General features: G+C 64.1%; 11 protein-coding genes. 9 read left to right on the forward strand and 2 right to left on the reverse strand.

Annotation, left to right across the window (positions count from 1 at the left end; translation table 11 throughout):
* Positions 1–7 precede the first annotated feature (7 nt).
* Complete coding sequence (locus FCU66_RS17040) at positions 8–754, reverse strand: FadR/GntR family transcriptional regulator (protein WP_168991890.1); 747 nt, start codon at positions 752–754, stop codon at positions 8–10.
* 201 nt (positions 755–955) lie between these two features.
* Here FCU66_RS17040 and FCU66_RS17045 point away from each other — a divergent pair, with 201 nt between their 5' ends.
* The 6 genes from FCU66_RS17045 (at position 956) to FCU66_RS17070 (ending at position 7,929) form a co-directional block, all read left to right on the forward strand.
* Positions 956–1,945, forward strand: a complete 990-nt coding sequence (locus FCU66_RS17045; RefSeq protein WP_136618313.1) for an arabinose ABC transporter substrate-binding protein — start codon at positions 956–958, stop codon at positions 1,943–1,945.
* Positions 1,946–2,016: 71 nt separating this feature from the next.
* Positions 2,017–3,528 (forward strand): L-arabinose ABC transporter ATP-binding protein AraG, encoded by a 1,512-nt coding sequence (gene araG, locus FCU66_RS17050; RefSeq protein ID WP_136618312.1) that lies wholly within the window; start codon positions 2,017–2,019, stop codon positions 3,526–3,528.
* An 11-nt stretch (positions 3,529–3,539) separates the two neighbouring features.
* Positions 3,540–4,490: an L-arabinose ABC transporter permease AraH gene (gene araH / locus FCU66_RS17055; protein WP_136618311.1), complete on the forward strand. Its 951-nt coding sequence runs from the start codon at positions 3,540–3,542 to the stop codon at positions 4,488–4,490.
* 15 nt (positions 4,491–4,505) lie between these two features.
* Complete coding sequence (locus FCU66_RS17060; protein ID WP_136618310.1) at positions 4,506–5,285, forward strand: SDR family oxidoreductase; 780 nt, start codon at positions 4,506–4,508, stop codon at positions 5,283–5,285.
* Between the two features lie 14 nt (positions 5,286–5,299).
* A complete protein-coding gene (araD, locus tag FCU66_RS17065; protein ID WP_136618309.1) occupies positions 5,300–7,012 on the forward strand; it encodes an L-arabinonate dehydratase in 1,713 nt (570 codons plus the stop codon).
* An 11-nt stretch (positions 7,013–7,023) separates the two neighbouring features.
* Positions 7,024–7,929, forward strand: a complete 906-nt coding sequence (locus FCU66_RS17070; RefSeq protein ID WP_136618308.1) for a dihydrodipicolinate synthase family protein — start codon at positions 7,024–7,026, stop codon at positions 7,927–7,929.
* Between the two features lie 85 nt (positions 7,930–8,014).
* Here FCU66_RS17070 and FCU66_RS17075 read toward each other — a convergent pair whose 3' ends face one another.
* Positions 8,015–8,689: a GntR family transcriptional regulator gene (locus FCU66_RS17075; RefSeq protein WP_136618307.1), complete on the reverse strand. Its 675-nt coding sequence runs from the start codon at positions 8,687–8,689 to the stop codon at positions 8,015–8,017.
* Between the two features lie 263 nt (positions 8,690–8,952).
* Between FCU66_RS17075 and ssuD the strand changes: the two genes are divergently transcribed.
* From ssuD to sfnG, 3 genes are all read left to right on the forward strand, one after another.
* The gene (gene ssuD, locus FCU66_RS17080) at positions 8,953–10,125 is read left to right on the forward strand and encodes an FMNH2-dependent alkanesulfonate monooxygenase (RefSeq protein ID WP_136618306.1); all 1,173 of its coding nucleotides are present in this window, start codon (positions 8,953–8,955) and stop codon (positions 10,123–10,125) included.
* Positions 10,122–11,567, forward strand: coding sequence for an FAD/NAD(P)-binding protein (locus tag FCU66_RS17085; protein ID WP_136618305.1), 1,446 nt, complete (start codon positions 10,122–10,124; stop codon positions 11,565–11,567). Before ssuD ends, FCU66_RS17085 begins: the two co-directional genes overlap by 4 nt.
* A gap of 164 nt (positions 11,568–11,731) precedes the next feature.
* On the forward strand, positions 11,732–12,835 hold the full coding sequence (gene sfnG, locus FCU66_RS17090; protein ID WP_136618304.1) for a dimethylsulfone monooxygenase SfnG: 1,104 nt from the start codon (positions 11,732–11,734) through the stop codon (positions 12,833–12,835).
* The last annotated feature ends 91 nt before the right edge of the window (positions 12,836–12,926 follow it).

The raw sequence follows: 12,926 nt of genomic DNA on the forward strand, positions 1-12,926 counted from the left end.
GCGCTTCTCAGTTGCTCTTGAGTTTCTTGGCGCTGACGAGGTCGCGCGCCGCGAGGTCGAGGATCTTGTTTGCCGCGCCACGTGCCGCCCCGGCGTCGCGCATGCGCAGCGCCTCGACCACCTCGCGGTGCGCCGCCACGGCCTCCATGCGCCGGTCGAGCGAGATCACCGCCGTCGCCTCCAGCGAGAATTTCAGCCCTGTGTCGATCAGATTGCCGATCTGGCGAAAGATCGGATTGTGGCTCGCGGCATAGACGATCTGATGGAAAGCGATGTCGCTGCGCGAGAAGGCGGCGAGATCCTCGCCGGCGCCGGCCATGCCGCGCCAGGCGGCTTCCAGATCGGCGATCTCCTGCAGAGTCGCGCGGGTGGCGGCCAGTTCGGCGACCAGCGGCTCGATGGCCCGGCGCGTCTCGAGAATGGCGTCGAAGAGCTTGTCGTCCAGCGCGTGCGGTGCGTGCCAGGCAAGCACCTGCGGGTCGATGATGTTCCAGTCGTCCTCGTTGCAGACGATGGTGCCGATGCGCGGCCGCGACAACACCAGCCCTTTGGCCGCCAGCACCTTCAGGGCCTCGCGGATGACGGTGCGGCTGACACCATACTCGACACCAAGTTCATTTTCGGTCGGTAGTGAGGAGCCGGCCGGGTAGCGCCCGGAAAAGATGTCCGAGGCTATCGCCTTGGTCACATCGGGCATGACGCGCGGGCGGCGAGCGGTCGTATCTCCCGGGGCTTTCTTCAGAATCTCGGTCACCCCAGCCCTCCTCCAAGGCGGCGAACCCGCTGGTTTCGCACAACCGACCCGGCCTTAGCGGATGCAGATGACTTGCGCCAGCGATCGTTGGTAGGAGCATGTATATTAATTATCATACCAGATCAATTGACGAGTATGATAAAAACGAATAGACACTCCGGCATCCGGGCTGAGCGCCCGGTCTATCGCTGGGAGGAAATCATGCGACTTTTGAAGACCGCGCTCGTCGCGGGCGCGCTTGCCGTGCTGTCCGTCACGACCATCGCTGCATATGCTCAGGACACCAAGATCGGTTTCATCGTCAAACAGCCCGAGGAGCCGTGGTTCCAGGACGAATGGAAATTCGCCGACCAGGCCGCCAAGGAAAAAGGCTTTACCCTGGTCAAGATCGGCGCCGAGGACGGTGAGAAGCTGATGTCGGCGATCGACAATCTCGGCGCCCAGGGCGCCCAGGGTTTCATCGTCTGCACACCCGACGTGAAACTCGGACCCGGCATCGTCGCCAAGGCCGCCGCCAACAATCTCAAGCTGATGACCGTCGACGACCGTCTGGTCGGCGCCGACGGCAAGGCGCTGGAAGACGTGCCGCATATGGGGATCTCGGCAACCAAGATCGGCGAGGCCGTCGGCCAGGCGATCGTCGACGAGATGAAGGCGCGCGGCTGGAAGGCCGATGAGGTCGGCGCAATCCGCGTCTCCTACGACCAGCTGCCGACGGCGGTCGATCGCGTCGAAGGCGCCATCTCGGTGCTCAAGGCAAACGGCTTCAAGGCCGAAAACATCTTCGACGCGCCGCAGGCCAAGACCGACACGGAAGCGGCCCTCAACGCCGCGACGGTCGTGCTCAACGCCCATGCCGACATCAAGAAGTGGGTCTCCTTCGGCCTCAACGACGAAGCCGTGCTGGGTGCGGTGCGTGCTTCCGAAAGCGTCGGTATTCCGGCCGATGGCATGATCGGCGTCGGCATTGGCGGCGCGGATTCGGCGATCAACGAGTTCAAGAAGCCGACCGCGACCGGCTTCGTCGGCACGGTGATCATCTCGCCGAAGCGTCATGGCTACGAGACGGCGCTCAACATGTACGACTGGGTTGCCAACAACAAGGAACCGGAGAAGCTGATCCTGACCTCGGGTGCACTCGCCAAGCGCGACGACTACCAGAAGGTCCGCCAGGGTCTCGGCATCCAATAATCCTCCCTGTACAAACAGGCGGCGGCTCATCCCGCCGCCTGTTTGTCATTTCACAAGAAGGATCGCTACCCGTGTCCTTTCTCGACTTCGCGCACATCACCAAGACCTATCCGGGCGTCAAGGCGCTGTCGGACGTCTCGTTCGGCGTCGACAAGGGCGCCGTGCACGGCCTGATGGGCGAGAACGGCGCCGGCAAATCCACCCTGATCAAGATCCTGTCCGGCGACCAGCATGCCGATGAGGGCGAGATAAGCATCGACGGCAAGGTCCAGGCCTATGCCTCGACCAGGGATGCCTTCGACAATGGCGTCATCGTCATTCATCAGGAACTGCAGCTCGTTCCCGAGCTCACCGTTGCCGAAAATCTCAGCCTCGGGCGTTTCCCCGCCAACGCCGGCATCATCGCCGCCCGCCGGATGCTGGACGATGTCGGCGCCAAGCTGAAATCGGCCGGCATCGACATCGACATGCGCCGCAAGGTCAAGACGCTGTCCATCGGCGAACGCCAGATGGTTGAGATCGCCAAGGCGATCATGTTGGATGCACGGGTCATCGCGCTGGACGAGCCGACCTCGTCGCTGTCCTCGCGCGAAAGCGAAATCCTGTTTGCCCTGATCGACCGCCTGCGCGGCGAGGGCAAGGTCATCATCTACGTCTCGCATAGGCTGGACGAAGTGTTCCGGCTCTGCGACAGCCTGACCGTGCTGCGCGACGGCAAGCTCGCGGCGCACCACGCGTCGCTGAAAAATGTCACTCGCGACCAGGTCGTCGCCGAAATGGTCGGCCGCGAAATCTCCGACATCTGGGGTTTTCGCTCGCGCAAGCCCGGAGACGTCCGCCTGAAGGTCGACAATCTCAGCGGCCCCAAACTGAAGACGCCGGCCAGTTTCGAGGCGAGGGCAGGCGAGATCGTCGGCTTCTTCGGCCTGATCGGCGCCGGGCGCTCGGAACTGATGCGGCTGGTCTACGGCGCCGATCCGCGCTCGGGCGGCAGCATCACCGTCGACGGCAAGCTGGTCCGCGCCACCGATCCGCGTGGCACGATCCGGGCCGGCATCGTGCTGTGCTCGGAGGATCGCAAGCATGACGGCATCATCCAGAGCCGCTCGGTCGAGGAGAACATCAACATCTCGTCGCGGCGCCATCACACGCGCTTCGGCGTGTTGAACCGCGCCAGCGAGATCGCCACCGCCGAGACCTTCATCAAGAAGCTGAAGGTGCGCACGCCCTCGCGCAAGCAGGACATCATCAATCTCTCCGGCGGCAACCAGCAGAAGGTGATCCTTGGCCGCTGGCTGTCCGAGCAGGGCGTGCGGGTCCTCATCGTCGACGAGCCGACGCGCGGCATCGATGTCGGCGCCAAATCGGAAATCTACGAATTGCTCTACCAGCTTGCCGAGGACGGCATGGCGATCGTCGTCGTCTCGTCCGAACTGCCGGAGGTGATGGGCATCTGCGACCGCATCCTGGTGATGTGCGGCGGCCGCGTCAGCGCCGAACTCACCCGCGACCAGTTCGCCGAAAGGGCGATCCTGGCCGCCGCTCTCCCCGATCAGAAAACCCCCGACGCGATCGCATCCTGAGGACTTTTGGCATGACCGTCCAGTTGAAAAAAATCCTGCTCGGCGAACAGGGCCTCGTCGTCATCTTTGTCGTCGCCTTCGCGCTGGTGTCGGCTCTGGTGCCGAACTTCCTCACCGACCGCAACATGCTCGGCCTGCTGCAGTCGGTGGTCACCGTCGGCATCGTTGCCTGCACCATGATGTTCTGCCTTGCCGCGCGCGACTTCGACCTGTCGGTCGGTTCGATCGTCGCCTTTGCCGGCATGGTCGCGGTGATGGCGTCGAATTACACCGGTTCGATCCTGCTCGGCCTGCTGGCGGCGATCGCCTGCGGCGCCTTCGTCGGCTTCATCAACGGCGTCGTCATCGCCAAATTCCGCATCAACGCGCTGATCACGACGCTGGCCACCATGCAGATCGTGCGCGGCTTTGCCCTGATCGCTTCCGACGGTCGAGCCGTAGGCATCAACAGCCCGGATTTCTACCAATTGGCGCTGTCGAAACTGCTTGGCATACCGACGCCGGTCTGGGTGCTCGCCATCCTGTTTTGCATCTTTGGCTTCGTGCTCAACCGCACCGTCTTCGGCAAGAACACGCTGGCCATCGGCGGCAATCCAGAGGCCTCGCGGCTGGCCGGCGTCAATGTCGACCGGACGCGTATCTGGATATTCGCGCTGCAGGGCGTCGTCTGCGGCATTGCCGGCATCCTGCTGGCGTCGCGCATCACTTCCGGCCAGCCCAACGCGGCGGTCGGACTTGAACTTTCGGTCATCTCGGCCTGTGTGCTCGGCGGCGTCTCGCTTGCCGGCGGCCGCGCCACCATGTCGGGCGTCATCGTCGGCGTGCTGATCATGGGCATCGCCGAAAACGCCATGAACCTGCTCAACATCCCGGCCTTCTACCAGTACATCGTGCGCGGCGTGATCCTGCTGCTGGCCGTGTTGCTCGACAATCTGCGCTCGTCGGCACTGGGCCGGCGTTAAGCTGGAGGGATAAAAATGGCTGAGCGCCTTTCCGGCAAACGCATCTTCCTGACCGGTGCCGCGCAAGGCATCGGGCTCGCCATCGCCGAGGCCTGCCTTGCCGAAGGCGCAAGGCTGTTCCTGGTCGACCGCGACGGCGCGTTGCTGGACAAGACCGTCGCCGGCCTCGCCGCATCGCAAGGCCATGTCGGGCATGCGGCAGCCGACATCAGCGACGGTGCCGCGATTGCCGCTGCCGTCAGCCAAGCGACCGCCGAGATCGGCCCCATCAACGCGCTGATCAACAATGCCGGGGTCAATGTGTTCTCGACGCCGCTCGAGGCGACCGAGGAAGAGTGGAACCGCAACTTCGACGTCAACGTCAAGGGCGCCTGGAACTGCAGCAAGGCGGTGCTGCCGGGCATGATCGCAAGCGGCGGCGGCGCCATCCTCAACATCGCCTCGACGCACAGCTTCACCATCATCCCGCACACCTTCCCCTATCCGGTCGCCAAACACGCGCTGCTCGGCCTGACCAAATCGCTGGCGCTCGAATATGCGGCGCAAGGCGTGCGCGTGAACGCGCTGGCGCCCGGCTATGTCGAGACGCAGAAGGCGATCGACTACTGGAACAGCTTTCCTGATCCGGCCGCAGCACGCGCGAACACCATGGCGCTGCATCCCGGCGGCCGCATCGCCACGGCGCACGAGATCGCGCTGGCCGCGGTGTTCATGATTTCCGACGAGTGCCCGTTCATGAACGCGGCCACGCTTGTCGTCGATGGCGGGTTGAGCCAGCTCCAGCATCCTGCCTGAATTCCGGGAAAACCATGACCAAGAGACGATCGCAGCACTGGTTCGGTGGCCAAGGCAAGGATGCCTTCATCCACCGCAGCTGGATGAAGAACAACGGCCTGCCCGACGATGCCTTCGACGGCCGCCCGGTGATCGGCATCTGCAACACCTTCTCCGAATTCACGCCTTGCCATGTCCATTTCCGTGGCCTGATCGAGCACATCAAGGCTGGCGTGCTGGAGGCCGGCGGTCTGCCGCTGGAATTCCCGGTCTTCTCCTGCGGCGAATCCAACCTGCGCCCGACGGCGATGCTGTTTCGCAACCTCGCCTCGATGGATGTCGAGGAGGCGATCCGCGGCAATCCGATGGACGGTGTCGTGCTGATGGCCGGCTGCGACAAGACCACGCCGTCGCTGGTCATGGGCGCCGCTTCCTGCGACCTGCCGTCGATCGTCATTTCCGGCGGGCCGATGCTCAATGGCCGCTTCCAGGGCCGCGAGATCGGTTCCGGCACCGATGTCTGGAAATTCTCCGAGGATGTCCGCGCCGGCGTGATGAGCGAACAGGATTTCGCTGATGCCGAGAGCGCCATGTCGCGCTCGCCCGGTCACTGCATGACCATGGGCACGGCCTCGACCATGGCCTCGATGGTCGAGGCGCTCGGCCTGGCGCTGCCGGGCAACGCCGCCTATCCGGCGGTCGATGCACGCCGCAGCCGCATCGCCCGCATGACAGGACGGCGCATCGTCGAGATGGTCAATGAGGATCTACGCCCGTCGGCCATCCTCAAGAAGGCGGCCTTCGCCAACGCCATCCGCGTCAATGGCGCCATCGGCGGCTCGACCAATGCGGTCGTGCATCTCATCGCCATCGCCGGCCGCGTCGGCACCGAACTGACGCTGGACGATTGGGACAGATATGGCCGTGACGTGCCGACCATCCTCGACCTGATGCCGTCAGGCCGCTTCCTGATGGAGGATTTCTGCTACGCCGGCGGCATTCCGGCGGTCATGAAGGAGATCGCTGATCTGCTCGACCTCGACGCGCTGACGGTCACCGGCAAGACCTTGCGCGACAACATCACTGATGCCCAAAATTACAATCCCGAGGTGATCCGCCCGCGCGACAAGGCGCTCACCTCGCAGGGCGGTATCGCGGTGCTGCGCGGCAATCTGGCGCCCGACGGCGCCATCATCAAGCCGTCAGCTGCCTCACCACAGTTGATGAAGCATCGCGGCCGCGCCGTCGTCTTCGAGGACATCGACGACTACAAGGCGCGCGTCGACGATCCCTTGCTGGACATCGACGAGGGCTCGATCATGGTGCTGAAGAATTGCGGCCCCAAGGGCTATCCGGGGATGGCCGAGGTCGGCAACATGGCGCTGCCTCGGAAGCTGCTCAAGCAAGGCGTCCGCGACATGATCCGCATCTCCGATGCCCGCATGTCCGGCACCGCCTTCGGCACCGTCGTTCTGCATGCCGCACCCGAAGCCGCTATCGGCGGCCCGCTGGCGCTGGTCAGGAGCGGCGACATGATCGAGCTCGATGTCGAAGCGCGGAAGCTGCATCTCGACGTGTCCGATCAAGAACTCGCAAGGCGGCGGACATCCTGGGCTCCGCCGCAGCCGGTAATGCGCGGTGGCTATCAGGGTCTTTACGTCGACCATGTCTTGCAGGCGGATCGTGGCGCCGATCTCGACTTTCTCGTCGGATGCCGTGGCCATGCCATTCCGCGCGAAAGCCATTGAGGCCGACCAGCATGCCCAATTTCCAGCCTGATGATTTCCACGGCATTCACGCCATTCTCTACGCGCTCTTTGATGAGAACGAAAAACTCGACCGCGCGGCAATGCGAAGGCAGGTCGAGATCTGCCTGGCCAGCGGCGTGCACGGCATGGCAGCGCTCGGCCTGGCAACGGAAGTCGCCAAGCTGACCGAAGCCGAGCGTCGGATGATTATGGACTGGACGGCGGAAGACACCGCCGGAAAGGTGCCGCTCGCCTTCACCATCTTCGGCGCTTCGGTGGCCGAGCAGGTGGCACAGCTTCGCCATGCTGAAAGCGTGGGAGCCGATTGGGTGATCCTGCAGCCGCCGCCGGTCGGATCCTATGGTGCGCCGGAATACATCAAGTTCTTCGGCCGCGTCGCTGAGGCGACCGACCTGCCGGTGGCGATCCAGAACGCGCCGGCGTTTTTCGGGCGCGGCCTGTCCTCAGACGAAATCCGCGAACTCGTCACGCTTCATCCTAACATAAGGCTGATCAAGGGCGAGGGCCCGGTCACCGACATTGCCGGATTGATCGAACGCACCGAAGGCCGGATACCGGTCTTCAACGGACGTGGCGGTCTGGAACTGGTCGACAATTTCCGTATCGGTTGCCGCGGCATGATCTTGGCGTCCGACTGCATCGACCTCGCCGTGCGCGCCTGCAATGCGTTCCGCGCCGGAGACGAAACAACGGCTGAGGCCGAGTACGCAGGAATGCTGCCGGCAGCGGTCTTCGTCATGCAGGGCATCGAGAACCTGATCTGCTACGGCAAGCGGCTGTTCGGCGCCCGTGCCGGCATCCCGATCCACGACCGGGCTCCGGCGATGCGGCCAAGCGAGATCGGCCTGGCGATGGTGGCGCGCTTTGCGGCTGGCCTCGGCCGGTTGCCGGGCTAAACGGCAACTGAGCGCCCGACAATGTCGAGGCCGTGGTAAGCTCCTTGAGACCAGCCCCGCGACCATGCGGCGGGCCCCGGCGGCTTCAGCCGAGAAGGTCGGTTGCGACTTCGAGCGTGTTGCGCAACGACGTCTCGAGATGGTGTTCCATCGCTCGCGCGGCGCCCTCGGCGTCGTGACGTTTCAGCGCATCGTGAATGGCTTCATGCTGTTTGATCGTCTGTTCACCGTAGCCGGGCTTCGGAATGACGAGATGGCGGCCGCGATCCATCTGCGCCTTGGAGATGTCGACGGCCCTCCAGATCATCGGCAGGCCGCAGATTTCAGCGATGGTGCGGTGAAAGACATCGTCAAGCTGTATCGCGGTGGCATATCTGCCCTGCGATATGGCAAGCCGGTGCGCCGCCATATTGTCCTCCAGCAATTCACCGGCTGCCGGTGAGAACTTGGCGGCCGCGCGTCGGGCGCTTTCCATCTCCAGGGCCCGGCGGATGACGTAGGCTTCTTCCAGGTCGGCCCGGCTGATCGGCGCGACATAGGTGCCGGTCTGCGCCAGGATGGTGACCAGACCCTCGTCGCTGATGCGCTTGACCGCTTCGCGCACCGGGGTACGCGAAACACCGAGCGCTTCCGCGATGGCCACCTCGTTGATCACTTCCCCAGGCCTCATCTGTCCGACGACGATTAGGTTGCGAATCTGGTGATAGATCTGATCGCGGAGCGGAAGAGCCCGATTGAGAGTCGAAGGATCCAGGTCCATGGGAAATCCGTGGCTTAGGTCGCCGGAAATGGTCAGATTAGAATGAAAATCAGAAAGCCCCTAATGCGGGTGGATGGAGAGAATTTCTAATCCCGTCAGCGGATTTAGAATAAACTAACTCTACAGAATTTGTGGAATAAGCAATCTGCACTGGCGATCTGGTTTCCATCCGGACAGGACTACGCCATGCCTACTCTTTTGCGCTCGCCCTTAACCAAAGCAGGGATATCCGGCCGCCTCCGCCAGGCAGCGGGAGAAAGGCCATGAGCCGGGATGTGCCAGAACGCATCAAGGTGCTCTGGTTTCTGCCGACGCATGGCGACAGCCGCTATCTCGGCACGACAGAAGGCGGCAGGGCCGTCGATCTGCCCTACCTGACGCAAGTGGCGAAGGCCGCCGACACGCTGGGTTACTATGGCGTGCTGCTGCCGACCGGTCGGGCATGCGAGGATTCCTGGGTGATCGCATCGGCGCTTGTGCCGCTGACCGAGCGGTTGCGGTTCCTCGTCGCCGTGCGACCGGGCCTGCAATCGCCGACGCTGGCCGCGCGCATGACGGCGACGCTCGACCGCATCTCCAACGGGCGCTTGCTGATCAATGTGGTCACCGGCGGCGATCCGCTGGAGAACAAGGGCGACGGCATCTTCCTGTCGCACGCCGAGCGCTATGAGGTGACGCAGGAGTTCCTGCGGATCTACAAGCGGGTGCTGAGCGGCGAGACGGTCGAGCACGAGGGCAAGCATTTCCGCATCGAGGATGGAAGGCTGCTGTTTCCGCCGGTGCAGACGCCCTATCCGCCGCTCTATTTCGGCGGCTCGTCCGATGCCGGATCCGTGGTGGCGGCGCAGGAGATCGACAAATATCTGACCTGGGGCGAGCCGCCCGCCGATGTCGAGCGCAAGCTGGATGGCGTGCGCGAACTGGCCGAGAAGGCCGGCCGCAAACTCTCCTTCGGCATTCGCCTGCATGTCATCGCGCGTGAAACGACCGAGGAGGCCTGGGCCGCCGCCGACAGGCTGATCAGCCGGCTCGACGATGCGACGATCGCCTCGGCGCAGAAAGTCTTTGCCCGCATGGATTCGGTCGGCCAGGCGCGGATGAGCGCGCTGCATGGCGGCAATCGCGCCAAGCTCGAGATTGCGCCCAACCTCTGGGCCGGCGTCGGCCTGGTGCGCGGCGGCGCCGGGACCGCACTTGTCGGCGATCCCGACACGATCGCCGAGCGCATCGATGAATACCGGCGCCTCGGCATCGATACCTTCATCCTGTCCGGCTATCCGCATCTGGAAGAAGCCTATCGCTTCGGCGAGCTGGTGCTGCCGAAACTGCCGACCGATCATCCGGTCAAATCAGCCGCTTCGTCCGTCAACACCGGCCCGTTCGGCGAGACCATCGCCGGCGACCACCCACCGAAGTCGCTCGCCAGCGCCTCGTGAACGCGCTCCCTCCGGCCCGTCGGCTGCGCGTCGCCATCGTCGGCGGCGGCTTTTCCGGCGCGGCGGTAGCCTGGCACCTGGCGCAAATGCATCGGCCGGAACGCCTGTCGATTTCCGTGATCGAGCCGCGCTCTTTCGTGGGCGGCGGCCTTGCCTACTCCAGCGAGGAGCCGGCGCACCGGGTCAATGTCCCGGCTGTCAGGATGAGCATGGCTCCCGACGACCCGCAGCACTTTGCGCGCTGGTTGGTCCGCAGCGGAGAACTCGAGCGCGACACCGACGCCATCTGGAAGAATGGCGACGCCTATCCGCGCCGGCGCGTGTTCGGTCGCTACGTCGCCGAACATCTGGCGCCCCATCTCAGTTCCGGCGTTGTTGAAGGGTCCGCCACACGCGTGACGCGCGATGCCAGTGGCGCGGGCTGGACCGTGCATACGTCCAGTGGGTTGGTCGCCGCCGATATCGTCGTCCTGGCAGCGACGCACCCGCAGCCGGCGATTCCAGCCGCGCTGATCCACCTGTCGGAAGCGCCCGGTTTCATCGCCGATCCGTACGCGCCAGCCGTGCTTGCCGGGATCGGGCCGGACGCGTCGGTGTTGATCGTCGGCTCTGGCTTGACCTCGGCCGACATGGTCGCCGAACTCGACCGTCGCGGCCATCGCGGCCGAATCCTGTCGCTGTCGCGCCGCGGCTTACGCTCGCGCGGCCACCCTGATATCAGGGGCGAGCCCTTTGGCGACTTTGCCTCGGCCCCGGCCATATCAGCGCTTGGCCTGCTCAAGACCATTCGCGCGACGCTGGCGGCGGCGCGTGCGGCCAATGTCAACTGGCAGTCGGTCTTCGACCAGCTGCGCCTGCAGGGTCCTGTGCTGTGGTCGGCACTTGCTCCACCGGAGCGGGCAAGGCTGGTCCGCCAGCTGCGCGTGTTCTGGGACGTTCATCGCTTCAGGATCGCTCCGCAGGTCGCTGCCGTGCTCGACCGGCGTCATGCGGCCGGCACGTTCGACACCATTGCCGCCAGGCTTGTCGCATCGAACGATGAGGACGGCAGCCTGGCGGTCAGCTTTCAACGGCGCGGGCAGACGCGGATCGAGACGGCGCGCTTCGATGCCGTCATCAACACCACGGGTCCGGCCCATGGGCAGGCACTACAGCTGAACCCGGCATTGCACTCGCTGGCTGAAGCCGGCCTGATCAGGACGGACCAATACGGGCTTGGCATCGACACAAGCCTCGACAGCCGCGCCGTCGGCCGAGATGGCAAGGCGGTCTCGACACTCTTCGTCGCCGGTCCGCTGGCGCGAGCGACTTTCGGCGAACTCATGGGCCTGCCTGAGGTTGCCCGCCATGCCCAGACGGTCGCGGCCGAAATTGCCAAGCTGGTGGAAACGCCAGCCGAGGCCGTCAGCGCCAATGTTGCGCATGGTCCGCTCGCGAGCTGACACCGGCAAGCCGGGTTGGCCTGATAAAATTGGTATTTCCGTCCCCACAGGGCTTCAAAAACGGAAAATCCTTCTTTGTATATATATTCTATAAACATAATAAATATTGGGGAAGCCGGCGCGGCCGGAGCGATCAACGACACGGCCTGAATGGGAGACAGTTCATGGCACACGCAGAAACCGACGCGATCAAATTCGCCTACTGGGTGCCGAATGTTTCGGGCGGCCTGGTGATCTCCAACATCGAGCAGCGCACCAATCATTCGGCCGAGTACAACCGCAAGCTGGCGCAGATCGCCGAAAAGTCCGGCTTCGACTATGCGTTGAGCCAGATCCGCTTCACCGCCGGCTATGGCGCCGACGAACAGCATGAATCGGTAGCGTTCAGCCACGATCTGCTGGCGGCGACCACGACGCTCAAGGTCATCGCGGCGATCCTGCCCGGACCGTGGAACCCAGCGCTGGCGGCCAAGCAGATTGCCACCATCAGCTACCTGACCAATGGCCGTGTCGCGGTCAACCTCGTCTCCGGCTGGTTCCGGGGCGAGTTCCACGCCATCGGCGAGCATTGGCTCGACCATGACGAGCGCTATCGCCGCTCGGAGGAATTCATCCGTGCGCTGCGCGGAATATGGACACAGGACAGCTTCACTTTCCGTGGTGATTTCTACCGCTTCAATGAATATTCGCTGAAGCCGAAGCCGCAGCAGCCGCTGCCCGAAATCTTCCAGGGCGGCTCGTCGCGTGCAGCGCGCGACATGGCATCGCGCGTCTCGGACTGGTACTTCACCAACGGCAACACGCCGGCCGAAATCGCCAAGCAGGTCGACGATATCAGGGCCAAGGCGAAAGCCAACAACCATTCCGTCAAGGTCGGCGTCAACGCCTTTGCCGTCGTCCGCGAGACCGAGGACGAGGCCAGGGCGGTGCTGGCCGAAATCATCGCCAAGGCCAATCCCGAGGCGGTCAACGCCTTTGGCCACGAGGTCAAGAATGCCGGCAAGGCGTCGCCGGAAGGCGAGGGCAATTGGGCGAAATCGTCCTTCGACGATCTGGTCCAGTACAATGACGGCTTCCGCTCGAACCTGATCGGCACGCCCCGGCAAGTCGCTGAGCGCATCGTCGACCTGAAGCGCGCCGGCGCCGATCTCATCCTGCTCGGCTTCCTGCATTTCCAGGAAGAGGTCGAGTATTTCGGCAAGCATGTCATCCCGCTCGTCCGTGAGTTGGAAAACGCCGAGGCGGCAGCGTCGCTGGCGGCGGAGTAGCCACCCCACAGGCTGGCCGGACAGGCTCCGGCCGGCACACGCATGAAAGCTATCCGGCGCGCTCGAGCCATCGAGCCGCAATGAGAATTTG

This window comes from Mesorhizobium norvegicum (genome assembly GCF_004919685.1).
Taxonomy (GTDB): Bacteria; Pseudomonadota; Alphaproteobacteria; order Rhizobiales; family Rhizobiaceae; genus Mesorhizobium; species Mesorhizobium norvegicum.

Bases quoted from the DNA above. Each gene is read 5' to 3' on its own strand.
- FCU66_RS17045 (WP_136618313.1), top strand. From the start codon at position 956: ATGCGACTTTTGAAGACCGCGCTCGTCGCGGGCGCGCTTGCCGTGCTG.
- araH (WP_136618311.1), top strand. From the start codon at position 3,540: ATGACCGTCCAGTTGAAAAAAATCCTGCTCGGCGAACAGGGCCTCGTC.
- FCU66_RS17060 (WP_136618310.1), top strand. From the start codon at position 4,506: ATGGCTGAGCGCCTTTCCGGCAAACGCATCTTCCTGACCGGTGCCGCG.
- araD (WP_136618309.1), top strand. From the start codon at position 5,300: ATGACCAAGAGACGATCGCAGCACTGGTTCGGTGGCCAAGGCAAGGAT.
- FCU66_RS17070 (WP_136618308.1), top strand. From the start codon at position 7,024: ATGCCCAATTTCCAGCCTGATGATTTCCACGGCATTCACGCCATTCTC.
- FCU66_RS17075 (WP_136618307.1), bottom strand. From the start codon at position 8,689: ATGGACCTGGATCCTTCGACTCTCAATCGGGCTCTTCCGCTCCGCGAT.
- ssuD (WP_136618306.1), top strand. From the start codon at position 8,953: ATGAGCCGGGATGTGCCAGAACGCATCAAGGTGCTCTGGTTTCTGCCG.
- sfnG (WP_136618304.1), top strand. From the start codon at position 11,732: ATGGCACACGCAGAAACCGACGCGATCAAATTCGCCTACTGGGTGCCG.